Source organism: Nostocoides vanveenii (genome assembly GCF_039531165.1).
Classification (GTDB): domain Bacteria; phylum Actinomycetota; class Actinomycetes; order Actinomycetales; family Dermatophilaceae; genus Nostocoides_A; species Nostocoides_A vanveenii.
Genome location: NZ_BAAAPN010000056.1, coordinates 78,905 through 103,694, shown reverse-complemented (window position 1 = coordinate 103,694; position 24,790 = coordinate 78,905). Strand labels below are relative to the sequence as shown.

At 68.7% G+C, this 24,790-nt stretch carries 23 protein-coding genes; 6 read left to right on the top strand and 17 right to left on the bottom strand.

The features are described from left to right. Positions 1-335: 335 nt before the first annotated feature. Positions 336-1,223, bottom strand: a complete 888-nt coding sequence (ppk2, locus tag ABD209_RS12835; protein WP_344066982.1) for a polyphosphate kinase 2 — start codon at positions 1,221-1,223, stop codon at positions 336-338. 30 nt (positions 1,224-1,253) lie between these two features. After that, positions 1,254-2,444, bottom strand: coding sequence for a monooxygenase (locus ABD209_RS12830; protein WP_344066980.1), 1,191 nt, complete (start codon positions 2,442-2,444; stop codon positions 1,254-1,256). 165 nt (positions 2,445-2,609) lie between these two features. On the opposite strand from ABD209_RS12830, the gene ABD209_RS12825 reads away from it, so the two are divergent. Then, entirely contained in the window at positions 2,610-5,063 is a 2,454-nt protein-coding gene (locus ABD209_RS12825; RefSeq protein ID WP_344066978.1) for a circularly permuted type 2 ATP-grasp protein, read from the top strand. Further along, complete coding sequence (locus ABD209_RS12820; RefSeq protein WP_344066976.1) at positions 5,063-6,013, top strand: transglutaminase family protein; 951 nt, start codon at positions 5,063-5,065, stop codon at positions 6,011-6,013. Before ABD209_RS12825 ends, ABD209_RS12820 begins: the two co-directional genes overlap by 1 nt. Here ABD209_RS12820 and ABD209_RS12815 read toward each other — a convergent pair. Continuing rightward, the gene (locus tag ABD209_RS12815; RefSeq protein ID WP_344066973.1) at positions 6,006-6,830 is read right to left on the bottom strand and encodes a transglutaminase-like domain-containing protein; all 825 of its coding nucleotides are present in this window, start codon (positions 6,828-6,830) and stop codon (positions 6,006-6,008) included. The two genes, ABD209_RS12820 and ABD209_RS12815, sit on opposite strands and share 8 nt — an antisense overlap. Before the next feature lie 5 nt (positions 6,831-6,835). Beyond that, positions 6,836-8,242, bottom strand: a complete 1,407-nt coding sequence (locus tag ABD209_RS12810; protein WP_344066990.1) for a glycine--tRNA ligase — start codon at positions 8,240-8,242, stop codon at positions 6,836-6,838. Positions 8,243-8,933: 691 nt separating this feature from the next. Here ABD209_RS12810 and ABD209_RS12805 point away from each other — a divergent pair. Next, a complete protein-coding gene (locus tag ABD209_RS12805) occupies positions 8,934-10,109 on the top strand; it encodes a TolB family protein (protein ID WP_344066971.1) in 1,176 nt (391 codons plus the stop codon). 4 nt (positions 10,110-10,113) lie between these two features. On the opposite strand, the gene rlmN is transcribed toward ABD209_RS12805, so the two are convergent. The 4 genes from rlmN to pyrH all read right to left on the bottom strand — a co-directional run bounded on the left by rlmN (position 10,114) and on the right by pyrH (position 13,635). Continuing rightward, a complete protein-coding gene (gene rlmN, locus ABD209_RS12800; protein ID WP_344066968.1) occupies positions 10,114-11,334 on the bottom strand; it encodes a 23S rRNA (adenine(2503)-C(2))-methyltransferase RlmN in 1,221 nt (406 codons plus the stop codon). Continuing rightward, entirely contained in the window at positions 11,331-12,209 is an 879-nt protein-coding gene (locus tag ABD209_RS12795) for a phosphatidate cytidylyltransferase (RefSeq protein WP_344066966.1), read from the bottom strand. Before ABD209_RS12795 ends, rlmN begins: the two co-directional genes overlap by 4 nt. A gap of 12 nt (positions 12,210-12,221) precedes the next feature. Beyond that, on the bottom strand, positions 12,222-12,779 hold the full coding sequence (gene frr / locus ABD209_RS12790) for a ribosome recycling factor (RefSeq protein WP_344066963.1): 558 nt from the start codon (positions 12,777-12,779) through the stop codon (positions 12,222-12,224). Between the two features lie 100 nt (positions 12,780-12,879). Continuing rightward, the gene (pyrH, locus tag ABD209_RS12785; protein WP_344066960.1) at positions 12,880-13,635 is read right to left on the bottom strand and encodes a UMP kinase; all 756 of its coding nucleotides are present in this window, start codon (positions 13,633-13,635) and stop codon (positions 12,880-12,882) included. A gap of 119 nt (positions 13,636-13,754) precedes the next feature. On the opposite strand from pyrH, the gene ABD209_RS12780 reads away from it, so the two are divergent. Continuing rightward, complete coding sequence (locus ABD209_RS12780) at positions 13,755-14,426, top strand: TetR/AcrR family transcriptional regulator (protein WP_344066958.1); 672 nt, start codon at positions 13,755-13,757, stop codon at positions 14,424-14,426. Next, complete coding sequence (locus ABD209_RS12775) at positions 14,423-14,908, top strand: hypothetical protein (RefSeq protein WP_344066955.1); 486 nt, start codon at positions 14,423-14,425, stop codon at positions 14,906-14,908. Before ABD209_RS12780 ends, ABD209_RS12775 begins: the two co-directional genes overlap by 4 nt. Positions 14,909-14,979: 71 nt before the next feature. On the opposite strand, the gene tsf is transcribed toward ABD209_RS12775, so the two are convergent. The 4 genes from tsf to ABD209_RS12755 form a co-directional block, all read right to left on the bottom strand. Next, positions 14,980-15,810, bottom strand: a complete 831-nt coding sequence (gene tsf, locus ABD209_RS12770) for a translation elongation factor Ts (protein WP_324386110.1) — start codon at positions 15,808-15,810, stop codon at positions 14,980-14,982. A 43-nt stretch (positions 15,811-15,853) separates the two neighbouring features. Further along, positions 15,854-16,798, bottom strand: a complete 945-nt coding sequence (gene rpsB / locus ABD209_RS12765; RefSeq protein ID WP_344066987.1) for a 30S ribosomal protein S2 — start codon at positions 16,796-16,798, stop codon at positions 15,854-15,856. Positions 16,799-17,062: 264 nt separating this feature from the next. After that, positions 17,063-17,866, bottom strand: coding sequence for a deoxyribonuclease IV (locus ABD209_RS12760; protein WP_344066952.1), 804 nt, complete (start codon positions 17,864-17,866; stop codon positions 17,063-17,065). Positions 17,867-17,886: 20 nt separating this feature from the next. After that, positions 17,887-18,477, bottom strand: a complete 591-nt coding sequence (locus ABD209_RS12755; RefSeq protein WP_344066949.1) for a murein hydrolase activator EnvC family protein — start codon at positions 18,475-18,477, stop codon at positions 17,887-17,889. 128 nt (positions 18,478-18,605) lie between these two features. On the opposite strand from ABD209_RS12755, the gene ABD209_RS12750 reads away from it, so the two are divergent. Then, positions 18,606-19,769, top strand: coding sequence for a pyridoxal phosphate-dependent aminotransferase (locus ABD209_RS12750; RefSeq protein ID WP_344066947.1), 1,164 nt, complete (start codon positions 18,606-18,608; stop codon positions 19,767-19,769). Between the two features lie 72 nt (positions 19,770-19,841). Here ABD209_RS12750 and ABD209_RS12745 read toward each other — a convergent pair whose 3' ends face one another. The 5 genes from ABD209_RS12745 to ABD209_RS12725 form a co-directional block, all read right to left on the bottom strand. After that, positions 19,842-20,630, bottom strand: a complete 789-nt coding sequence (locus tag ABD209_RS12745) for a DUF3152 domain-containing protein (RefSeq protein ID WP_344066945.1) — start codon at positions 20,628-20,630, stop codon at positions 19,842-19,844. A 49-nt stretch (positions 20,631-20,679) separates the two neighbouring features. Continuing rightward, entirely contained in the window at positions 20,680-21,600 is a 921-nt protein-coding gene (locus ABD209_RS12740; RefSeq protein ID WP_344066943.1) for a tyrosine recombinase XerC, read from the bottom strand. A 90-nt stretch (positions 21,601-21,690) separates the two neighbouring features. Then, positions 21,691-22,836, bottom strand: coding sequence for a DNA-processing protein DprA (dprA, locus tag ABD209_RS12735; protein ID WP_344066941.1), 1,146 nt, complete (start codon positions 22,834-22,836; stop codon positions 21,691-21,693). After that, complete coding sequence (locus ABD209_RS12730; RefSeq protein WP_344066939.1) at positions 22,833-24,383, bottom strand: YifB family Mg chelatase-like AAA ATPase; 1,551 nt, start codon at positions 24,381-24,383, stop codon at positions 22,833-22,835. Before ABD209_RS12730 ends, dprA begins: the two co-directional genes overlap by 4 nt. Continuing rightward, on the bottom strand, positions 24,380-24,748 hold the full coding sequence (locus tag ABD209_RS12725) for a YraN family protein (protein WP_344066937.1): 369 nt from the start codon (positions 24,746-24,748) through the stop codon (positions 24,380-24,382). The genes ABD209_RS12730 and ABD209_RS12725 overlap by 4 nt, the downstream gene beginning before the upstream one ends. Positions 24,749-24,790: the final 42 nt, after the last annotated feature.

Sequence of the window (24,790 nt, the reverse complement as noted above, 5' to 3'; positions counted from 1 at the left end):
GCCCCGGTCATGCCCCGGGACGAACCCGCGCCGCGCCAGGGCCGTCGAGAGCGTCTCGGTCAGGCCGACCCGATCAGCAAGAAGCCGCACCGCGACACTGCCCGCATGGGCGACCACGCCCGACCCGTCACCCGATACCGCCAACCCGCTCGACCACGAAGTACGCCTCACCTACGCAGTGCCTTCCCGCTCAGGAACTTTGAACTGTCGTAAGTCCAAGTATCCCGTTGCAGGACAGGCACTTCCGTACTTTCACACCCCAGACACCCCGATCACTCATGCACGATCGAGGCTAGGCGATCGAGCTCCGCGCTGAGGAGCGGAATCCAGGGAACTCAGAAACGCTGCTCCACGAAGGTCTGGTCCTGGATCGGCGGGCGGACATACGGCATCTGCTTCATCTCGGGCAGTTGGATGACCTCGGGCGCCACGTCTTCGTATTCGAACTGGCTCAACAGGTGATTGATGCAGTTCAGGCGCGCCGCCTTCTTGTCATCGGACGGCACGACATACCAGGGCGCCTGCTTGATGTCGGTGTATTGGAAGGTGTTGTCCTTGGCCATCGAGTACTTCACATAGAGCTCGTGCTCGGCGAGGTCCATGTCGGAGAGCTTCCACCGCTTGAGGGGCTCGGCGTTGCGGGCCTCGAAGCGGGCGCGTTGCTCTTCGAAGGAGACCGAGAACCAGTATTTGATGACCTTGATCCCGGAGCGAACGAGCATCCGCTCGAACTCGGGGCAGCTGCGCAGGAACTCCGAATGTTCCTCCTCGGTGCAGTAGCCCATCACCCATTCGACATTGGATCGGTTGTACCAGGACCGGTCGAAGAGCACCATCTCGCCCGCGGCGGGGAGATGCTCGACATACCGCTGGAAATACCACTGCGTGCGCTGCCGCTCGGTCGGCTTCGGGAGCGCGACGACGCGGACGGTGCGTGGGCTGGTGCGCTCGGTGATGCGCTTGATGACGCCACCCTTGCCGGCGGACCCGCGGCCTTCGAAGATGACCAGGACCTTCAATCCTTGCGACTGGATCCAGTACTGCAACAGGACCAGTTGCTCCTGCAGTCGCTCCATCTCGGCTTCGTAGACGTCACCGCGCAGTCGCCCGTCATTCTTGTAGTCGGCCGGGTTGCCGGTGCCGCCACCGCCCGCCTTCGTGATGAACTCACCGATATCGTCGGCGCCCTCGGGGGGGAGATTGTGCTTGTCCTGCTTCGACATTCGCCCGACCTGCCCTTTCCCTGACCGCGGTCAGGACTTGGTGAACAACACGATCCCGAGACACATCTCGTCGGTCGTGCCCTCTCCCCACATCACATAGCGCTCCGTCGTCCCCTTGAAGGCGGGGAGCTTGTCGCGCAGTGACTGGTCGTGGGTGCAGGTGACCGTGAGCGTGTCCTTCGGGTTCAGCGTAGTGGGGGTGTCCAATGGGATCGAGCCCTGGTTGTCGAAGTCCCAGTTGGTGATGTCGAGCAGGGTCTTCGCGCGCGGTGTGCCCTTGTTGGCGACCACGGAGATGGCCCGGCCGAGCAAGTGCATGTGGCCCGAGAGCGCACGCACGACCATCTTCTCGCCGGCGGTCGTGGTACACGACTGAGTTGGGCCGACCGGCCCGGCGCCGCAGAGGATGTGCAGCAGGTCGGCGGTCTTCGCCTCGGCCCCGAAGCGCGCGATGTTGTCGGCCATCGCCGCATCCCGCGCACAGAGCTTGTTGGCGACGCCGGTGCGGCAGGGCATCTCCACGGGTGCGGGCAGCAGACGCGTGTAGAGGTAGTTGTAGGAGCCGTTGTCGGTGGCGATACGCAGCTTCGTGGCGCTCTGGTCCGGACCGGTGCCGTTGATCAGGTTGTAGTGGATCTGCATGACGATCTGGCTGCCCTTGGGCAGGGGTGTGCCGATGCCCTTCTCGGCGACCTTCTCGGTGCCGCCGGGAGCCCACGCCCCTAGCCAGGGCGCACGCCAGATGTTCTGACCGGCGCCACCGCCGAGACCGGTGCCGCCGAAGCAGGTCCACCCGTCGCCGGGATCGGCCGAGTCCTTGGCCTTGGCGGCCGCGACATCCTCCGGGTCGACTTTGTAGAGGATGACGTGGTGGACCAGTTGCGGATTCGCGGGCAGGAAGTCAGTGCCGGTGATCACCGCGTCTTTGGTGATCTTCGGGTCGAGCAGGAAGCAGCGGTACTCGTCGGTGCCGACGGTCGGTGCCTTCGGGGTGTAGGCATGGGGCATTCGCAACTCGACGAAGCGCTCCCCCGAGCGCAGGGCGACCGGCGCGGTCGTCGGTGTGCTGCTCGCCCCCGTCGTCGCGCTCGCCGCACTGGAGGGTGCCGTCGCGGACGTATGCCCGTGCCCGTCCGCCCGCGGCAGCGCGCCGGGGTCTCCTCCACAGCCGGCCAGGACGATCAGGGTGGCCAGCGCACCGGCCAGGACTCGCAAACGCATAAGTCAGGGTAAGCGGCCGCTCACCACGCGCGCAAACACCGGGCGGCAGCGGCGTACGTCCGCTACCCCCCGCCGGCACGACGTGCCGAGCGTGGCGTCTGGCGGCTCCCACTGCCGACCTATCCACTCGAGGGCGGCCGGTGGCCGGTCCTCTAAGGTGGCGGCGTGACGAGCGACCCGGTGGCGGCGGCAGTCGCCGATCTCGGGCTCAAGGGCCTGCTCGCCGCGCGCGCCGAGGCGCGCCGCCAAATCCAGGACGACGGCATCCGCTTCGGCGCGATGGCCAGCCCGACAGCCCCCGGCGAGGTCCCCGCCGACGATCCACGCTGGCATACGCAAGGGCGGAACTGGGCTATCGATCCGCTGCCGATCGTCATCGGATCGGCTCAATGGGCGCGACTGCACGCGGGGCTCGAGCAACGCGCCCGGCTGCTCGATCTGATCCTCACCGACCTCTACAACGGCCGCGCCCTGTTGCACCGGGGACTGATCCCTCCCGAGGTCGTCCTGGGCCATCCCGGTTTTGTGCCCCAGGCGGACGGCCTGCACCAGGCCGGGCCGCACCAACTCGTCCTGACCGGCGCCGACCTCGGCCAGCATGCCGACGGCGAATGGCATGTGCTGGCCGACCGGTCCGGGCTGCCGATCGGCGCGGGCTACGCCATGGCCACCCGGCGCATCACCACGCGCGTCATGGCCGGCCTGCACCGGGAGGTCACGCTCGCGCGGATGCGCGGCTTCTTCCACACCATGACCGCAGCCTTACAGCGCCTCGACCCGCACGGGGACGGGCCGACCAAGGCGGTGCTGCTGTCAGCCGGGACGGACAGCGACACGGCATACGAGCACGGATTCCTCGCCACGCTGCTGGGCGTGCCGCTCGCCATCGCCGAGGACCTGACGATGCGCGACGGGCGCGTCGTCATCACTGCGGGCGACCGGCATGAAGCGGTCGACGTGATCTACCGCCGGGTGCTGGCGCGCGAGGCGGACCCGCTGGATCTGCGGTCGTCCGAGCGCGGCATACCGGGACTTCTCGAGGCGACGCGGCGCCGGATGGTCGGTGTGGCCAACCCGATCGGTGCCGAGGTGCTGGACAACCCGGGCCTGCTCCCCTATCTGCCCGCGCTGGCCCGCGATCTGCTCGGCGAGGACCTGCTCCTGACGTCCGCACCGACGTGGTGGTGCGGTGACGAGGCGGGTCGCCGGCATGCCCTGGCCGGCCTGGACACGCTGATCTTCAAGCGCTTCGGGCACGATCAGCCGACGGTGACGCTGTGTGGGTGGCAACTGAGCGCTGCCCGTCGCAGCGAACTCGCCGCACGGATCGAGGCGGCCCCGTGGGCCTGGGCCGCGCAGGACGCGCTCCGGGCATCCGAGACGACCGTCGTCACGCCGACCGGGTTGGAATCGCGCCACTTCGTGCTCCGCACGTTCGGCGTCGCGACCCCGAACGGGTATGACCTGCTCCCCGGCGGCCTCGCGCGGGTCGCCAAGGACGCGGACGCCTTTGTGATGCCGAGCTTCGAGGCCACCATCGCCAAGGACGTGTGGGTCTTGGCACCCGACGAACCCGCGCGGGCGGAGGCCACCCGCGCCCCCGAGGGCGACCTCGCCCTGCCCGCACTCGTGCGCCGGCACACCTTCCCGCCCCGCGTGGCCGAGAACCTCTTTTGGGTGGGCCGCTACTGCGAGCGCGCAGACGGCACCACGCGGCTGCTGCGGGTGGCCGACGACCTGGTCGAGGACTACGCGGGGCGCCCGGGCACGACGGGGCATGCCACCATGGCGGCCCTGCTCGATGCCCTCGCGGCGCTGACCCGCATCGAGCGCCGCGAGCCCGAAGCACCGGAGACGTATGTCCGCCGGGTGCTCGCCGACGCCGGCCGCCGCGGCACGATCGCGTATGCCGCGAGCCGCCTCGTCGCGGCCGCTCAGGAAGTCCGCGACAACGTGCCGCACGACCTGTGGCACGTCCTCGCCCGGCTGGAACGCACCATCGCGATCGAGACGCCCGCGTCCGAGCAACTGCAGCACCAGCTCTTCGACGTGCTGGAGTCGACCCTTGCCGTAGCCGGAATCGTCGCCGAATCGATGGTCCGCGACGAGTCCTGGGGGTATATCGAGGCCGGGGCCCGGCTCGAACGCGCTGTGGCCACCAGCGGACTGCTGCGGCAAACGGTCGGCCGTGCACTCCCCTTCATCATCGACGGGCAGCTCGCGGAGTCGGTGCTCGACGTGGGCGCCAGCATCATCACCCACCGCCGGCGAACGCTTTCCGGCCAAGGTCCGGCGATACCCGCACAGTCGGCGATCGCCCTTCTGCTGACGGACGAACACAACCCGCGCTCCGTCGCCTTCTCCCTCGGCCGGCTGGAGTGTGCCCTGGGCGTGGTCGGCGACGCGGAGTTGGCGGCGGCGATCGGCTCCACGCTTGCGCGCTTGCGTACGGTGGACGTCGTCGAGCTGGCGTCGGGCGACCGGCCGGCGGTGACCGATCGCCTCAACAACCTGACGCGCGAGCTGTATGCCGTGTCGGCGGCCTTGTCCCGAAAGCACTTTGCGCGTGCGGCCCGCCCACGCGCGCTGCCCACCCAACAAACGGTCGGGGCCCGCTGATGCCACAGACCGACGCCGACTTCGAGCCCCGGCGCTACCGCGTGCGACACCGCACGCATTACGCGTATGACGAGCCCGTCGACGCCTGCTACGAGCGGGGCTTCCTCGGGCCCCGGCAGACGGCGACCCAGACCCTGGTAGAACACACGGTCACGGTGACTCCCGAGCCCGATCTTGTTGTCGAGCATGCCGATTGGCTGGGCAATAGAAGCTTCTATGTCGAGATTCGCACTCCGACAACGGATCTTGACGTGGTGAAAGAGAGCGTGCTCGACGTGGCCTGGCCGCGCGTGGATCTCACCGCGCTCGACGGCTGGACCGTGCGGAGCGCGATCGCCGACCTGCGCCGCGGCGGAGTTGATGCGGTAACGCTCGCGACCTACAGCCTGCCTTCGGCACTGGTGACGGCCGAACCGGTGATCGTTGCCTACGCCCGCAAGCATCTGGACCCGGAACAACCACTGGGCGTCGCGCTCGACGCGATCATGATGGGCGTCTTCGAGGACTTCGACTTCCGTTCGGGCGCAACGAAAGTCACCACGACCTTGCCGGATTTGCTCGACCTGCGGGCCGGCGTCTGTCAGGACTTCACGCACCTGACCCTTGCCTGCTTGCGCTCACTCGGGCTCCCTGCCCGATATGTCAGTGGGTATCTGGAGACCACCCCCGCGCCCGGTCGCCCCCGCCTGGAGGGGGCCGACGCGACGCACGCCTGGGTGTCCGTGCTGACGCCCGGCGGCACCTGGGTCGACCTCGACCCGACCAATGGCCACCTCGCCGACTCGCGTTATCTGGTCACGGCCTGGGGGCGGGACTTCCGCGATGTCTCGCCCCTGAAGGGCGTCATCTATGCCGATGCCCCCATCCGCTCGACCCTGACAGTCGGCGTCGACGTCCTGCGGATGACGAGTAGCAATCCCGAGACCTCGCCGGCACCCGGACCTAGCTGAGCGACACGACCGCCGCTGTGTCCTCGACGGGCAGGTCCGGGTCGGCGACGGCGAAGACCGACATCGTCACCAGGTCGGCACGACCGGCGTTGACGGTGAGGAAGGCCGTGTCGGCCGCGTCGCGGCCGGTGGCGATGCGCACCATCGACGCGCGCGGCGCGAGCCGGGTGGCGTCGATTACTCGCCACGTCCCGTCCAGCGCGACCTCGGCCACGGCGTGGAAGTCCATCGGACTCAGGCCGGGCGCATACACCGAGACCAGCCGCGCCGGCATACCGCTGGCACGCAGGAAGGTGACGACCAACTGGGCCATGTCACGGCATACGCCCGTGCGGGAGAGGTAGACCTCGAGGGCACCGTCGGTGACCTGACTGCTTCCGGGAGTGTAGGCGATCTGGGTGTAGACCCAATCGGCAACGGCGGCAACGAGTTCCGCACCGGCCAGGCCGCCGAAGTGGGTGGCGGTCACGGCGGCGAGGCGATCCGAATCGCAGTAGCGGCTGGGCCGAGTGAAAACGATCGCTTCCAGGGGCGAGACGGGGCGCTCGGACGCACCTGGGGCCACGGTGGCGGTGTAGTCGACCACCAACTGCCCGACAGGGGCGGCGGCCAGGCGGTGCAGGCGGGTGCCGTCCGTTGCGACGATCTCCTCGATCGCCTCCGCGGGTAGCGCCTGTCCATCGGAGGTGACGGTCAGTTGCTCGGTTGCGTCGACGGCGTCGGTTGCCACCGCGATCGACAGCACGAGGTCGGCCACCTCGGTCACCTGCAACTCGATGTGCGCGCAGACGCGCCTGCTGGAGGAGGTCGTCGTCATGGCCGTCAGCAGCCGACGAGCCGGGCGCCGAGGTAGGCCTCGACCTGGTCAAGACTCACACGCTCCTGCGCCATGGTGTCGCGATCACGGATGGTCACCGCGTGATCCTCGAGGGTGTCGAAGTCGACAGTGATGCAGTAAGGGGTGCCGATCTCATCCTGGCGCCGGTAGCGCCGGCCGATGGCTTGCGCGTCGTCGAAGTCGATATTCCAGTGCTTGCGCAAGGTGGCGGCGAGGTCGCGGGCCTTGGGCGACAGATCGGCGTGTCGCGAGAGCGGCAGCACCGCCGCCTTGACCGGCGCGAGCCGCTTATCGAGCCGCAGGACGGTGCGCACATCGACGCCGCCCTTGGTGTTCGGAGCCTCATCCTCGGCATAGGCATCGACCAGGAAAGTCATCAGTGAGCGGGATAGACCGGCCGCCGGCTCGATGACATAAGGCAGATAGCGCTCGCCCGTGGCTTGGTCGAAGTAGGACAGGTCGGCACCGCTGTGCGTGCTGTGTGTGCCGAGGTCGAAGGCGGTCCTGTTGGCGATGCCTTCGAGCTCGCCCCACTCGCTCCCGGTGAAGTTGAAGCGGTATTCGATGTCGACGGTGCGTTTGGAGTAGTGCGAGAGCTTCTCGGCCGGGTGCTCGTAGTGACGCAGGTTCTCCGGGCGGATGCCGAGGTCGACATACCAGCGGGTCCGCTCATCGATCCAGTACTGATGCCATTCCTCGTCCGTGCCCGGCGGGACGAAGAACTCCATCTCCATCTGCTCGAACTCACGGGTGCGGAAGATGAAGTTGCCCGGCGTGATCTCGTTGCGGAAGCTCTTGCCCGTCTGGGCGATCCCGAAGGGCGGCTTCATCCGGGCCGACTGCTCGACGTTCTTGTAGTTGACGAAGATGCCCTGTGCGGTCTCCGGGCGCAGGAAGTGCAGACCCGACTCGTCATCGACGACGCCCAGGTAGGTCTTGAGCATCATGTTGAAGGCCCGCGGCTCGGTCCACTGGCCCCGGGTGCCACAGTTCGGGCAGGCGATTTCACCGAGCGGGATGCTGTCGGGGTCGACCTCCTTGCCCTTCTTGGCCTCGCGGTCAGCGATCGCCTCCTGCATATGGTCGAGGCGAAAGCGCTTGTGGCAGGAGAGGCACTCGGTGAGCGGGTCGGTGAACTCGCCGACGTGACCGCTGGCCACCCAGACCTGCCGCGGCAGGATGATCGAGGAGTCGAGCCCGACGATGTCGTCGCGGCCGTGCACCATGGTCTTCCACCATTGGCGCTTGATGTTCTCCTTCAACTCCACACCAAGGGGGCCGTAGTCCCACGCGGAGCGGGTGCCGCCATAGATCTCACCGGAGGGGAAGACGAAGCCGCGCCGCTTGCACAGATTGACGACGGTGTCGACGATGGAGATCTCCTTGGCCATGCCGGCAAGGTTAAGACATCCAACACCACCAAAATCCTTCGGCAGCGTGGTGTCGGCTACTCGCGCGGCAGGCAGCCCGCCGGGCAGCAACCCCCACACCCGCGCCCGGGTCGTGGCCCGCGCCGCCGCGACCCGCTTCGCGGGGGTCTCGGCCAGTTCGTCCAAGGCCCGCCACACCGTCGCCGGCGAGGCGACCGGCCCAAGCACCTGCTCCTGGTGGCGCAGGGTGTCGATATCCGCGATCGCTTCCCCCCAGCGACCAGCATCGTGGCCACATCCACCACCACCCGGCCACGATCATGCCCCGGGACGAACCCGCGCCGCACCAGCGCCCTCGAGAGCGTCTCGGTCAACCCGACCCGATCAGCCAGCAGCCGCACCGCGACACTGCCCGCGTGGGCGATCACGCCCGCCCCGTCACCAGAAACACCCAAACCTACCGACCACGATGTACCCTTCACCTACCAAGTGCCTTCCCGCTCGAGGAAATCCAGTCTCGCAAACACGATTTTCTCGTTGCAGGACAGGCACTTTGGTGCAAATCAGGCGTGTGTCACACACTCACGCATGAAAGACGGAAGTTAACCGTGCAGCCAGAGCCCTCCCAATCCGTCCCGCACGGCCTGCTTACCCAACAGCGACGCCGTGCTTTGCTTGGGCAGTTTTGTTGAGAACGTCAGGGAGGGCAACCATGCACCGCCGCACATTCCTGATCGCCATCGGCGCCGGGGGCCTGCTGGCCGCCGTCTCGGCAATGGCCGCGCCCGCGGTTGCCGATTCCCCCGCCGGGACCCCCGGCAACGGGGCCTCCTCACAGGCCGCGGTCAGCACGACCGGGCGCTATGTCGTCTTTCGCTCCGTAGCGACGAACTTGGTCGCGGGGGACACCAACGGCAAGGCCGACATCTTCATCCGCGACCGCGTCGCCAACACCACGAAGCGGGTCTCGGTCACGTCTGGAGGGGCTCAGGCGAATGCGGACAGTTCCCGCCCGTCAGTCAGCTGGGACGGCCGCTATGTCGTCTTCCTTTCCGCCGCAAGCAATCTCGTGCCCGGTGACACCAACGGCAAGGTCGACGCCTACCGCAAGGACCTGGCCACCGGCCGGCTGGTCCGGATCAACACCTCGGCCGCGGGGGCCCAGGCCAATGCCGCCGCAGACACTGTGCGCGTGAGCGCCGACGGCAACCGGATCGTCTTCGCCACCACCGCGTCCAACCTGGTGGCCGGCGACAATCGGCCCGGCGACGTCTTCCTTCGTGACATGGCCGCCGGCGCCCTGAAAAGGATCACTGAAGCAGTCCCGTCGACTCGGGATCTCGACAACGACTACGGCGTCTTTGCCGACATCTCGCCCAACGGCCAGATCTCTACCTTCTCGACGTTCTACGCCGACCCGGCTTTCCCTGGTCACTACTGCGGCCAGGCCTGGGTCTGGAGTGCTGGCACCGGCAGGTCCGTGGTCAAGGCGACGAAGTGCGACGACCCCGAGGCGTCCCGCGGCTACCCCCAGGTCTACGCCCTCAACGACGGCTTTGCTCCGGTGCTGCACGACGGGATGCTCTCGGAGCAGGTCCTGGTGACCCGGCCTGCCGGCTATCCGTCATTCACCGTCCGGATCGACGCGGACTGTGGGCGTGACGTCTCCGGATGGGGCAAGGCCGTGGTGCGCGATTGCGCGGGCCAGGTGCACCGGATCGGCAACGATGGGCAAACCACGATCGTCGCTCCCGGCAAAGAACCCGCGGTCTCCGACGACGGCTTGTCCGTGGCCTATATCGACACGAGCGGGGCGCCGAGCACCTGGAACCAGATCAGAGTCTGGGACCGGCGCACGGGCACGAGCACGCTGATCAGCCAGCGATAGCGCGTCAGGCGGTCGACGCCGCGAGCTGCCCGCAGGCACCGTCGATATCCGAGCCGCGGGTGTCGCGCACGGTCGTCGGTATGCCGTGCGCCCGTAGCCGCTCGACGAACTGTTGCTCGACACCGCGCCGCGAGGCGGTCCAGATCGAGCCGGGGGTCGGGTTGAGCGGGATCGGGTTGACGTGCACCCAGCCTCGGCCGCGCGCATTCAGCTTCTCCCCCAACAGATCTGCGCGCCAGGCCTGGTCGTTGATATCGCGGATCAGGGCGTACTCGATGCTCACCCGCCGGCCGGTCGCCTGGAAATAGCGGTATGCCGCGTCGATCGCCTCATCGACTTTCCACCGGGTGTTGATCGGGACCAGCGTGTCGCGCAGTTCGTCGTCGGGGGCGTGTAACGAGAACGCGAGGGTGACCGGAATCCCTTCTGCCGCAAGCTTGTCAATGCCCGGCACGAGCCCGACGGTGGACATGGTGATGCCGCGGGCGCTCATGCCCAGACCGTCGGGCGCAGGGTCGGTCAGGCGCCGGATCGCCCCGATCGCCGCCTTGTAGTTGGCGAGCGCCTCGCCCATGCCCATGAAGACGACATTGGTCACCCGCGTCCCGCCGTATGCCGTGTCCCCCACGACCGTCTCCGTCTCACCACCGAGATCGGCCTCCCCCTGGCCGGCAGGAGCGCCTCCGGCGGCAGACGCGGGAGCGGCCGGCAGGGCGGCGTCGCGCAGAGAGCGGGCGGCCGCAACCACCTGCTCGACGATCTCTGCCGTGCTCATATTGCGCGTCAGCCCCGCCTGACCGGTCGCGCAGAAGGGACAGTTCATCCCGCAACCGGCCTGGCTGGAGATACAGATCGTCACGCGCTTGGGATAGCGCATGAGCACCGACTCGACGAGCGCGCCGTCGTGCAAGCGCCATACGTGCTTGAGAGTGGCACCGCCGTCGGCAGTGAGCGTGCGGACCGGGGTGAGCAAGGTGGGCAGCAGATCGCCGACCAACTCGCCGCGAATCGCCTTGGGCAGGTCGGTCATCGCCTCGGGATCGAGCGTCAAGCGCTCGAAGTAGTGCGTCGAGAGTTGCTTGGCCCGGAATCCCTTGTGCCCCAACGCTTCGACGGCGAGCTTGCGTTCGGCCGGGTCGAGGTCGGCGAGATGGCGCGGCGGCTTGCCGCGCCGCGGTGCCGCGAGGATCAGTTGGCCGGGGGCAGGCTTGTCGGTCGCCGTCATGCGTCGACCAGATAGTGCAGGACCGCCCAGACGACGGGCGCACAGACGAGGAGAGAATCCAGGCGATCCATCATGCCGCCGTGTCCCGGCAGCAAATTGCTCATGTCCTTGATACCGAGATCGCGCTTGATGACCGATTCCATCAGGTCACCGATCGTGGCGCACATCGCGACCAGGGCGCCGAGCGGGACGCCGATCCACCACGGTTTGTCGAAGAGGACGGCAATGCACGCGGAGCCGGCAATGGCACAGAACAGGACCGACCCGGCGAAGCCCTCCCAGGACTTCTTTGGGCTGATCTTGGGCGCCATCGGATGCTTGCCGAAAAGCACGCCCGCGACATACCCGCCGATGTCGGAGCACACGGTGACGAGGATGAAGGTGATGATCCGCGACCGGCCGTCATCGGCGGCGAGCATCATGGCGGCGAAGCCGCCGAGCAGGCACGGGTAGAAGGCGGCAAAGACGCCCCCGGCGACATCGCGACCCGAGCCGGGGCGCGGATCGATCACGCGCCATACGGCAACCGCCGTGCACGTCAGGCCGAAGGCGACGACCAGGGGCTCCGGACCGCGTTGATGGGCGGCGTAGATCATGCCGGCCGCGCCGACGGCAACGGGGACGATCGGGACGATGATCTGCTTGACCGCGAGGGCACGCACCAATTCCCAGACGCCCACGATCATCGCGACGGCGATGATGACGGCGAAGGAGTCCTTGGCGAGGAACAAGCTCAGCAGGATCATCGCGCCGAGCCCCACGCCGACACCGATCGCCTGCGCCAGGTTGCGCCCGGCGCGCCCGTGCGGGTTGGTCACGGGGGTCGCAGCGGGCGGGCTCTGCGCGATGTCGGACGGGCCGGTCGGCGTGGTCATGGGGTGCGAATCTCAGACTTCGAGGAGTTCGGCTTCCTTGTGCTTGAGCATCACATCGACCTGATCGACATACTTCTTGGTCGCGCTCTCGAGTTCCTTCTCGCCGCGCTTGCCCTCGTCCTCCCCGACCTCGCCGTCCTTGACGAGCTTGTCGAGCTCCTGCATGGCGTGCCGCCGGATGTTGCGGATGGAGACCTTGGCATCCTCCGCCTTGCGGTGCGCGATCTTGGTGTATTCCTTGCGCCGCTCCTGGGTCAGCTCGGGGACCACGATCCGGATGACGTTGCCGTCATTGCTCGGGTTGGCGCCGAAGTCGCTGTCGCGCAAGGCCTTTTCGATGTTGTGCATCGAGCCCTTGTCGAAGGGCGAGATCAACAGCACCCGCGCCTCGGGGGTGGCGAAGGAGGCCAGTTGTTGCAGCGGCGTGGGCGCGCCGTAGTAGTCGACGAGCACCTTGGCGAACATCGCGGGCTGGACGCGTCCGGTGCGGATCCCGGCGAAATCCTCGCGGAGGACGTCGATGGCCTTCTCCATCTTCTCCTCGGCTTCGAAGAGGGTTTCGTCGATCATGATGGGCTCCTTGTGCTCATGCGGATGCGCCCGGGCGCTCGGTCAAGTGTGGCACCCCCGTGCGGGAGTGGGGACGGCTGGGGCTGGAGGGGGTCGCGGGTCAGCCGGCGCAGACCAACGTGCCGATGCGCTCGCCACGCACGGCCCGGCTGATATTGCCGGCACCCTCCATGCCGAAGACGACCATGTCGATGCCGTTCTCCATGCACAGGCTGAAGGAGGTGGCGTCGACGACCTTCAGGCCACGCTGCAGCGCCTCGCGGTAGGTCACCTTGTCGAACTTCTGTGCGTCCGGGTTGGTGCGGGGGTCGGCGTCGTAAACCCCGTCGACACCGTTCTTGCTCATCAACACCGCATCGCACTTGATCTCGAGCGCCCGCTGCGCGCTGACCGTGTCGGTGGAGAAATACGGCATACCGGCGCCGGCACCGAAGATCACGACACGCCCCTTCTCGAGGTGACGGATGGCGCGCCTCGGGATGTAGGGCTCGGCGACCTGGCCCATGGTGATGGCGGTCTGGACGCGGGTGTCGATGCCTTCCTTCTCCAGGAAGTCCTGCAGCGCAAGGCAGTTCATGACGGTGCCGAGCATGCCCATGTAGTCCGCGCGGGCCCGGTCCATGCCCTGCTGCTGGAGTTCGGCGCCGCGGAAGAAGTTGCCACCGCCGATGACGACGGCCACCTGGACACCCTCGCGGACGGCTTCGGCGATCTGCCGGGCGATGCCTCGGACAACCTCGGGCGCCAGGCCGATGCGGCCGCCGCCGAAGACCTCACCGGAAAGTTTGAGCAGCACCCGGCGGTAGGCCCGGTGGAGGGGATCGGCGGTCTGGGGCTCGGACACGATCGTGCTCACGCAGGCTCCTCGGGAAGGCAGGGGGCGAGAACGGTGGTCGTCGCCGGATCGGCTCGATTTTCGCACATCATCGGGGGGCCTTCCCGCCGCGCACGTGGCCGGATAGAGTTATTGAGCAAATGCTCAAATTATTCGCTCAAGAGGTGACGATGATGGCCAGGAGTGGGGGCAAAAGTGGTGTCCGGTCGGGGGACGCTACCCGCGCGGCCCTGGTGGCGGCCGCAACGGACGCGCTGCGCGAGGTCGGTTTCGCGGGGGCCAGCGCCCGGGAGATCGCCCGGCGGGCGAACTGCCAGCAGAGCCTGGTCTTCTATCACTTCGGGTCGGTGAGCGGGGTTCTGCTCGCCGCGCTGGACGCGGTCTCCCAGCGCCGGTTGGCCGCGTATCAGGCCCTCGTCGCGGATTCCGCCAGCGCCGACGATCTGCTCGGGGCCGCGGCGGACATCATCGCCACCGACCTGGCGTCCGGGGACGTTGCCGTGCTTGTGGAGATGCTCGCGGGGGCCCGGTTGGTCCCGGGACTGGCGCGACAGGTGTCCGAGCGCCTGGCGATCTGGCAGGAGTTCGCGCAGGCTGCGGTGGCCCGGCTGCTGCCGCCCGGGCCCTTGTCGTCCCTGGCGCCCGTGCCGGACGTCGCGCACACCGTCGTGGCCGGAATCCTCGGGCTGGAGCTGCTCGCGCATACCTCCGGCGACCGCGAGACGCCGGCGCGGATCCTCGACCAGGCCGCCGGCGGCCTGGCACTGCTGGAGTTGCTCACCCGCCGACGCGAACCCAAGGAGTCGCCATGACCACCCTGCCCGGATCGGCCTCAATGCCCGCCGTTCCGCCGGATGCCGGGTGCCGACTCCCGGCGGTGGAGTCGCGCTTCGCTCCACTCGCGCTGGCCGGGTGGATTCTCCTCGGCGTGTTGGCGCCCCTGAGCATTCTCGGCATCCTCACGATCGGCATCTTCGTCGCGCCGACCACACTGGGATTGCTGGCGGTGCTGCTCATCAAGGCCCAACCGCATGCCCGAGCCGGCACACCGATCGGCGCCGGAGTGTTGCTGCTCTGGGTGGCCTGGAATATGCGCTGGGTCAGCGCCGAATCATGTTCAGGCACAGCCTCGTCCGCGCCTGCGGACGGGACGGTCACCGTCGATCCGTGCACGCAGCTGGTCGTGCCCTGGGGCTGGCTGCTGCTTGCCGGCGCTGCGCTGGCGACCGGTTCGATCTTCCTGGTCCGCGACATGCGCGCCCCGGGCTCACCACCCGCGTCGTCGATGTCCTGACGCACGTATGCCGCGCACCCGAGGGGGTACGCGGCATACGTGCGTGCGTGGGTCGCGATGCGACCCGAGAGTCAGGCTCCGACGCGGAAGCGGACGAACTGCTTCGCCGCAGCGCCGTGCTCGTCGAGCACCTTGGCGACCGACTTCTTCGGGTCCTTGGCGAAAGCCTGCTCGAGCAGGACGTTCTCCTTGAAGTAGCCGTTGACGCGGCCCTCGATGATCTTGGGTAGGGCCGCCTCGGGCTTGCCCTCTTCGCGTGCGGTGGCCTCGGCGACCCGACGCTCGTTCTCGACGACGTCGGCGTCGATCTCCTCGCGCGTCATGACCGTCGGGCTGAAGGCCGCGACGTGCATGGCGACATCGCGGGCCACGGCATCGTCGCCGCCCTCGCTCGCGAACAGCACGCCGATCTGCGCGGGCAGGTCGGGGCTGGTCTTGTGCAGGTAGGAGACGACGGTCGGCCCCTCGATGCGAGCAAGGCGCTTGACCTCGATCTTCTCGCCGATGGTGGCGTTGGCCTCATCGAGCAGCTCCTGAACGGTCTGGCCGTCCTCCAGAGTGCTGGCGAGCAGGCTGTCGGCGTCGGTCGCGCCGACCTTGACGGCCTGCGCGAGCACCTTGTCGGCCAACTCGATGAAGCGCGGGGCCTTGGCAACGAAGTCGGTCTCGCACAGGACCTCGACCAGGGTGCCGACGCCACCATCGGTGGCGGCGGTGACCAAGCCGTTGGAGGTGGTGCGGCCTTCGCGCTTGGTAACGCCCTTCTGGCCCTTGATCCGCAGGATCTCGGTGGCCTTCACGGAGTCGCCATCGGCCTCGTCAAGGGCCTTCTTGACGTCCATCATGCCGGCGCCGGTGGCCTCGCGCAGCGCCTTGATGTCAGCGGCGGTGTAGTTCGCCATGGATGTGCTTGCCTTCCTTCGTGGCTGGTTTGCCGGGACGCGATCAGGCGTCGGCGGCGTCGGTGGTCTCGGTGGCCGCGGGGACCTCGGTCTCGACAACGGCGGTCTCCTCGACCGGGGCCCCGAGTGCCGGGTCGGCCGGCTCTGTCACCTCGGCGACGGCCTCGACCGTGACGTCGGCAGCCGGGACGTCCGCAGCATCGTCGGCACCGAGGAGCTCGCGCTCCCACTCGGCCATCGGCTCGTCCGCGGCGACGCCGGCGGCGGCGGCGTCGGACCCAGCGTTGGCGCGAGCCTGCGAGCGCTGGATGAGACCGTCGGCGACGGCGTCGGCGATCACGCGGGTGAGCAGGGTGACGCTGCGGATGGCGTCGTCATTGCCCGGGATCTTGTAGTCGACCTCGTCGGGGTCGCAGTTGGTGTCGAGGATCGCGATGACCGGCAGCCCGAGCTTGCGAGCCTCATCGACCGCGAGGTGCTCCTTCTTGGTGTCGACAATCCAGACCGCCGAGGGCACCTTGGACATCTCGCGCATGCCGCCGAGCGTCTTCTCCAGCTTCTGCTTCTCGCGCTGGAGGATGAGCAGCTCCTTTTTGGTGTAGCCGGACCCGGCCACCTCGCCGAAGTTGATCTGCTCGAGTTCCTTCAGCCGCGCCAGGCGCTTGCTGATGGTGTTGAAGTTGGTGAGCATGCCACCGAGCCAGCGGTGGTTGACATAGGGCATGCCGACGCGGGTCGCCTGCTCGGCGACGGGCTCCTGAGCCTGCTTCTTGGTGCCGACGAACAGGATCGTCCCGCCGTGGGCGACGGTCTCGCGGACGAACTCGTACGCGCTGTTGATGTAGGTGACCGACTGCTGCAGGTCGATGATGTAGATGCCATTGCGCTCGGTCATGATGAAGCGCTTCATCTTCGGGTTCCAGCGACGCGTCTGGTGCCCGAAGTGGACGCCGCTCTCTAGGAGCTGGCGCATGGTGACGACGGCCATGCCGTTGTCCTCCTCGTATGTCGTTGTGTCAGTTTCGTCGGCCGCGTTGACCCCCACGGATGGGCGCCTCAGCGGCCTGCCTGGTGCCTGCATACGCACCCCGCGTCACGCTCGCGCGTGAGGACTGAGGTGGTGCGCCCCGGGGCCCGACCCGAGGATCGATGACCGGCGAGAAGGCACGCGAATTCGACCGGCGCAAACCGGTCGTTCCACAAGTGTACGCGCCGCTCTCCGAGCGCAGAAATCCGGGCCTGGGGTGGCGGGTCAGAGCCGGTCGCGGAGCCAGGCGAAGTCGGCTCGGTGATCTTCGGCGCCGCCGGGGGTCTCGCAGATGACGGGGGCGCCGGCGGCTCGCACCAGATCGACGAAGCCGTCCTGGTCGATAAGCCCACCGCCGAAGTTGGCGTGCCGGTCGGCGCCGGAGTCGAAGGTGTCGCGGCTGTCATTGGCGTGGACCAGGTCGATGCGGCCGGTGATGCCCTTGATCTTCTCGACGGCGGTGTCAAGTTCGATGCCGCCGGCCCAGGCGTGGCAGGTGTCGAGGCAGAAGCCGACGAGCTCGGCCCCCCGTGCCCGACTGATGGCATCCCAGACCCCGGCGATCCGATCGAGGTGCCGGGCCATGGCGTTATCACCGCCGGCGGTGTTCTCGATCAGGAGCGGGATCTTGAGGTCAGTTGCCTCGATTGCCTTGCGCCAGTTGTCGAAACCGACAGCCGGTTCGATCGCTTTGTCGACATGGCCGCCATGGACGATCAAGCCCTTGGCGCCGATCTCGGCCGCGGCGTCCATGTGCTGCTGCAGCAGTTTGCGGCTGGGGATCCGGATGCGGTTGTTGGTCGTCGCCACATTGACGATGTAGGGCGCATGGACATAGAGGTCCACGCCCGCCGCCTCGGCGTCGGCACGCAAACCGGCTGCTCCGCCGGCGTAGGCGATGACCGGGCCTTTGTAGCTCTGCGGCGAGCCGAGGAAGAACTGCACGACAGCGGTGCCACGGACGGCAGCCTCGGCGATCGGGTCCTCCTGCGGGACGTGGGCACCGATGGGGAGGGCTGCGGACGGCATACGTTCAGTATCACCGAGGGTCACCCGGTCGGCAGCAGGATGATGTCGACCGGCACGAGCAAGAAGACGGGATCCACGTAGTCCCACTTCCCTGAGGTTCCTTGACGAAGGGCGCCGACGTGGAGGCACACGCTCGGCAGGCAGTGGCCCAGGTCGGTGTCGAGGGTGCCCATCGGTTGGCCGCGGGCGACGACCTGACCACGACGCACGGCGGTGGTCAGCGGCTCGTAGGTGCTGCGCAGGCCGGTCGCGTGCTGGATGGTGACGGTGCCGCGCCCGGCGAGCACTCCGACGTGGGTGACGATGCCGTCATCGACGGCGTGCACCTCCTGCCCCGCAGAGCCGGCCAGGTCGACACCGCGGTGACCCGCGGCATACGGGGTGGGTGGCTTGGCGAAGGGATGCACGATCCGCGGCACCGGGACCAATGGCCACGACCAGGGTGTCGCCCCGGTGCGGCCCGCGACGCTCGCCGCGGATCGTGCATGCGGGGTCGCGTCATGGAGGGGAGAGGACGCGGCCACCGCGGTCGCTGCCCACCCAAGCGTTGCCCATCCGAAGAGCATCGAAACGATCAACCGGACGGTGGCGGTGGCGGGCGCGATAGTCATGAGTCCACCATGCCGATCGGGATTTCCGCTCGCCAGTACCCCTTGATTACCTGTGGATCGTGCGATTGAGCAGGCAAAACCTGTGGATCGATGTCACCGATCGCGGGTGTTCGTGCCACGCTCGGACCATGAGCCGGCCACCCGGGCATCCCGCCCTTGCCCCGTTCGGGACCACCATCTTCGCGACCATGTCGGCGTTGGCCGTGCAGCACGACGCGATCAACCTCGGCCAGGGTTTCCCCGACACCGACGGTCCCGAGGTGATCCTGGAGGCCGCGAAGCAGGCGATCGCCGGGGGACGAAATCAGTACCCGCCCGGTCCGGGGGTCCCCGAGTTGTTGGCCGCCGTCGCGGCGCATCAGCAACGCTTCTACGGGCTCGACGTCGATCCGGGCAGTCAAGTCCTCGTCACGGTCGGCGCGACGGAGGCCATCTTCTCGACCATCCTCGCCCTGGAGCAGCCCGGCGATGAGGTCGTCACCTTCGAGCCCTATTACGACTCGTATGCCGCCTCCATCGCCCTCGCCGGTGGCGTGCGACGCACCTGCGTGCTGCGCTTCCCGGATTTCGCGGTGGACGAGACCTCCCTGCGCGCGGCCTTCTCCGAGCGCACCCGGATGGTGCTCCTCAATACGCCGCACAATCCCACCGGCAAGGTGTTCACGCGCGCCGAGATCGAGTTCATCGCGCAGTTGGCGCGCGAGTACGACGCCTGGGTGGTCACCGACGAGGTCTATGAGCATCTGACCTTCGACGGCGCTGAGCACATTCCGATGGCGACACTGCCCGGCATGGCCGAGCGAACGTTGACGATTTCGTCGGCCGGCAAGACCTTCTCGACGACCGGATGGAAGGTCGGTTGGGTGAGCGGCCCGGCCGACGCGGTGGCCGCGATCCGTGCTGTCAAGCAGTTCGTGACCTATGTCGGCTCCGGCCCCTTCCAGCCGGCCGTCGCCACCGGCCTTGGGCTAGGAGATGACGTGTATGCCGACCTCGGTCGCACGCTGCAGGCCAAGCGGGATCTGCTGGTGGCCGGCCTGCGGGAGGCCGGTCTCGCGGTCTCGGTTCCGCGCGGGACCTACTTCGTGATCGCCGACGCCGCATCGCTGGGAGCGCGGGATGCCTTGGAGTTCTGTCGTGAGCTACCCGAACGCGCCGGGGTCGTCGGCATCCCGGTCACGGTCTTTTGCGACGACCAGGATGCCGCCCGGACGCTGGTGCGTTTCGCCTTTTGCAAACGCGACGAGGTGTTGCGAGAGGCGTGCCGTCGTCTTGGGTCGCTGGCCGGCTGAACCGGCGCGGCCCGTCGTCCCTGCGGTTCCTGCTCCCGCCCTGAACGCGGGAAAGAGCTCGGAGGGGATCGGTCACGCGCCCTGCGGGTAGGGCCACGCGATGCAGCCCTGCAGGCCGAGGGTCTGCTGGACCATGATCGGCGCTCTGGCCCCGGGACTCGGGCAGTTCTGGTGCGGGTGCCAGAGGCTGTGGCCAACCTCGTGGTTGATCACATAGACGCGGTAGAGGTCGAGGTCCTTGTAGTACTTGACGCCCTCGACCCAGCGTCGCGCGTTGATCACCGCGCGGCCGTTGTGATCGCACGAGACCTCGCCCAGCGTCTGCAGCGGAGCACACAACTGATCGGTCAGTTGGGGGCTTGCCAGCGTCAGCTTGATTTCGACGGACTCCCCCGCTGCGAGCTGCGCCGGGCTGACCGCGACGAACCGAATGTGGTCCTCGGGCTCCCAGCCCCGCGCGTCCGAGAGGATCGAACGCACATCTGCGGCAAAGGCTGCGGAGTCGACACCGAGACCGTTCTCGACTTGGACGCTGAAGGTCACCTTGCGGCCCGCCCGGTCGGTGTCGGAACCCGGGATCGCGACGGCGGTGAGCGTGCCCGACGCGCTGTCCGGCACGCTGGTCGGTTCCGATCGAGCGCTGGCTGTCGGCTGCCCAGGCGTGGCGCCGCTCGCGGACGACGACGCTCGTGGGCTCGCTGCGGCCGTGGCTTCGGGGGACACGCGAGCGGTGGAGATGGCTCCGGACGTCGCAACAGCTGGAGCGTCGCTGCCGGCGAGCTTGACCACCAGCGCGACAAGTCCGATGACGGTGAGGAACGCGATGGTCCGTCGTAGGCGATAGCGCCGTTGATCGCTCATCGGCCGGCCAAACCGTGGTTCCTGCGGGGGCGGCGTCATCGAGGGCCGTTCAGGCGCGCGGGTGGGCGCGGGCATACGTCTCCTTGAGGCGTTCGACGGAAACCTGGGTGTAGAGCTGGGTGGTCGCGAGCGACTTATGGCCGAGCAACTCCTGGACGGTGCGCAGGTCGGCTCCGCCGTCGAGCAGGTGGGTGGCCGCCGTATGCCGCAGCCCGTGCGGCGCGACCGAGGGTGCCCCGTCGGGGCGAGCGGTCGCCGTGCGGACGGCCGTCCGCACCTGCCGCTGGTCGATCCTGCCACCACGGGCGCCGAGGAACAGGGCCGGTCCGCTCGCTGCGTTCATCAGTCGGGGCCGGGCCCGGGTCAGCCACTCGCCGATGGCACGCTCAGCGGGCACGCCGAAGGGGACGATGCGCTCGCGGGCCCCTTTGCCGAGCACAGTGGCGGTGCGCGCCCCGAGATCGACGTCGTCGATATCCAGCGCGGCGAGCTCGCCCACACGCATGCCGCTGGCATAGAGCAGCTCGACCATGGCCAGGTCCCGCAGCGCGGCGGGATCCCCGTCGTCGGCCGCGACGGCCGCGGCGCTCAGGGCACGCTCGGCCTGCTCCGCGGTCAGGATCTCGGGCAGGTCTCGACCCTTGCGCGCCGCGACAAGACGCACGGACGGGTCTTGACCTAGCCGCCCCGTGCGCACGGCCCAGGTGTAGAAGGTCCGCACCGACGCCGACCGACGAGCGATCGTGGCCCGGGAGGCGCCACCGCGGGCGAGCGCCCCGAGCCAACCACGCAGTGCGCTCAAATCCGCACCAGCGAGCCGCGCGCCGGACGAACCGCAGCCGGCATCGTTGAGGTGGTCAAGGAGCGCCCGAGCATCCCCGAGATAGGCCCGGACCGTGTTGGCGGAGCGCCCACGCTCGATGCCGAGATAGCGGCCGTATGCCGCCAGCAGGGCCTCGTCGTCGGTCACCGGCCCACCTTCGCAAGAAGTCGTGGGGTGATCAAGGAGGCACGCACACGCGGCGGCGACTGATACCTGTGGGCTCTCGAGCCGCGGGCGTCATGATCGCAACCAGCGTTCGCCGGTGCGCCGGGCCAGACCAACGAGTTCGAGCGGACCGAGGCTGGCCTGCACCGAGAGCACATCGAGCGCCGCCCGCTCGGCGAGCATCTCCACCGAGGCAGAGCGGCCCATCGGAAGGACCTGGAAGACCGCGCGCTGGGCCGGGCTCAGCGCGTCCTCGGGTCGCGGCGCCTCCCGGGGCCGCTCCACGGCATCGACTCCGAAGCCGCCGACCAGATCGGCGACCTCGGCCGCGTCGGTGACCAGGGTGGCCAGCTGGTCGCGGATCGCCTGGTGGCAGCCGCTGGACGGCATCGAGGTCACCGGCCCGGGCACGGCTCCGACCGGCCGGCCCAGGTCGGCCGCCCGGGCCGCTGTCTGCAGCGAGCCAGAACGTAACGCGGCCTCGATCACCACCGTCCCGCCCGTCATAGCAGCGATCAGCCGGTTGCGCTGCAGGAAACGCATCCGATAAGGCGCCGACCCGGGCGGGAGCTCGGTCACGACGGCCCCGGTTTGCGCGATTGTGGAGATCAGGCGAGCGTGTGCAGTGGGATAGACCCGGTCGATGCCGCAGGCGAGGACGGCGATCGTGACACCGTCGGCGGCGAGGACCCCAGCATGCGCGGCCGCATCGATGCCGAAGGCCGCCCCGGAGACGACCGTGAAATGACGCTCCACGAGACCGCCCGCGATCTCTTGGGCCCTGTCAAGCCCGTATGCCGTCGCCGCCCGCGCGCCCACCAGCGCCACGCTCCGTCGCAGGGCGGGCGCCAGAGCAACAGGGCCGAGCACCCACAGGCAGTGCGGGGGCATCTGAAGATCGAGCAGTCCCGGCGGCCAGTCCGGATCACTCGGGATAAGGATGCGCGCGCCCAGCCGTTCGGCGATGAACACGTCGTCCGCGTCCTCGGCCCGCTCCAGGCGGGCGGCGAGCCGGCTCGCGAGCGCTTTCGGATGTCCGGCGCGCAGGCCGGCAACGGCCTCCACGGGATCGCCGGTCTCGGCGAGCAATCGGTGAACGGCCGGGTCCTCGGGCTCGCTGATCCGGGCGAGGAGCACGCGGGCCGCTCGTTCGGCATCTGCCGAAGCCGAGCGTTCGAGGCCTGTCGGGGCGACCCGGTGGGCTGCCTGCGAGGTCATGCCGCCTCCTGCCCATTCGTGCGCAGCAGGAGCGCGATGCCCACATCGTCGGGGCCGGGCGACGACCGACCCGCCAGGTCTGCCTGGGTCCAGGCCACGCGCAGCACCCGGTCATAGCCGCGCAAGGTGAGCAGCCCGCGCTCCAGCGCACGATCGATGTCGCTGGTGACCGTGGGCGGCAGGCGCCACTTCCCGGTCCTCAGCACTCGGCCGGGAACCTGCGAGTTGATCCGCCATCCCTGGCCTTCGGGGGTGCGTGACCATCTCGCCTGAGCGGCCGCGCGCGCCGAGGCCACCCGCTCGGCCACTACTGCGGTGGCCTCTCCCCCAGTCGCCGCACTGGCGGCCCGAGTCACCGCCGGGACGTGCACTTGCACGTCGACCCGGTCCAGCAACGGCCCGGCCAGCCGGGCGGCATACGAGCGTCGCCGCAGCGGAGAGCAGGTGCACCGGAGCGCCTTGCCGAAGCCCTGGCCGCACGGGCAGGGATTCGCGGCCAGCACGAGTTGGAAGCGCGCCGGATAGGTGACCGTCATCCGCGCACGCGCCACGGTGACCTCGCCCGATTCGAGGGGTTGTCGCAGGGACTGAAGCACTTCGGTGCGGAACTCCGGCGCCTCGTCGAGGAAGAGGACACCGAGGTGGGCTGCGGAAACGGCGCCCGGACGGATCAGCCCGGAGCCGCCGCCGACCATGGCGGCGAGGGACGCGCCGTGGTGGGGCGCGACATACGGCGGCGTGGTGTCGAGCAGGGTCTCGGCATTGGCGTCGCCCTGGAGCGAGCGGATGGACAGGACGTCCATGGCGTCCTGGAGACCGAGCGGCGGCAAGAGGCCGACGAGCCGCTCGGCGAGCATGGTCTTGCCCGACCCGGGCGGTCCGGTGAGCAGCAGATGGTGCCCGCCTGCGGCCGCGACCTCGACCGCGACGCGAGCCTGCGCCTGCCCGGAGACATCCGCGAGATCCGGCACCGGGCGTGCGGCCGGGCCGACGCCGTCCGCGACCGAACCTGCCGGCCACCCCGCGGGGGCACCGAGTTCGCGATAGCGCTCGACGGCCTCGGTCAACGTCGCCACCGGATGGACGCGCACGCCGTCGACCAGCCGCGCCTCGGCCGCGTTGACCTCGGCCACCAGCACATCCTCGATGCCGGCCCGGGCGGCTGCGAGCACAGCCGGCAGCACACCCGGGATGCCGCGCACCGACCCGTCCAGGCCCAGCTCGCCCAGGTGGGCGACGCGGCGACAGGCCTGTTGCGGGATCGCGTCCAGCCCGGCCTGGATGGCGACGGCGATCGCCAGGTCGTAGCCGCTGCCGTTCTTGGGGACCGATGCTGGCGAGAGATTGACGACGATCTTCTGGCTGGGCAGCGTGAGTTTGCTCGACTCACAGGCCGCGCGGACCCGTTCATTGGCCTGACGGCACGCCGCGTCGGGCAGGCCGCTGACAATCAAGCCCGGCAGGGCGCTGCTTAGGTGGGCCTCCACCCCCACCACCCGACCGCCGAGCCCGTGCAAGGCGATGCTCGTCGTCGCACCCAGCGTCATGGCGTCACTCCCACGACGTGCCGCACCCGGCTCGGCTCATCGGTGCCGACGAGCACACCGACGACGTCGAAACGAATGCCGTCCGGTCGCCACTGCTGATGCTCCTGCAACCAGGCCACGGCCAAAATGCGCAGGCGGCCGAGCTTGCGGTGCGTCACCGACTCGATGGGGTAGCCGGCGCTCGTGCCCCGGCGCGCCTTGACCTCGACGACGACCAGATCGCGGCCGGCCCGGGCCACGATGTCGATCTCGCCGCGGGCGCACCGCCAGTTCCGGTCGAGGATCTCCATCCCCTGATCGCGCAGAAAGCGCGCCGCGACCCCTTCTCCGAAGGCGCCCAACGCGCGACGGTCATCCCCTGCCATCTCGATCCCCTTTCCGGGATCGAGCCTGCCGGTCGGGGGCGG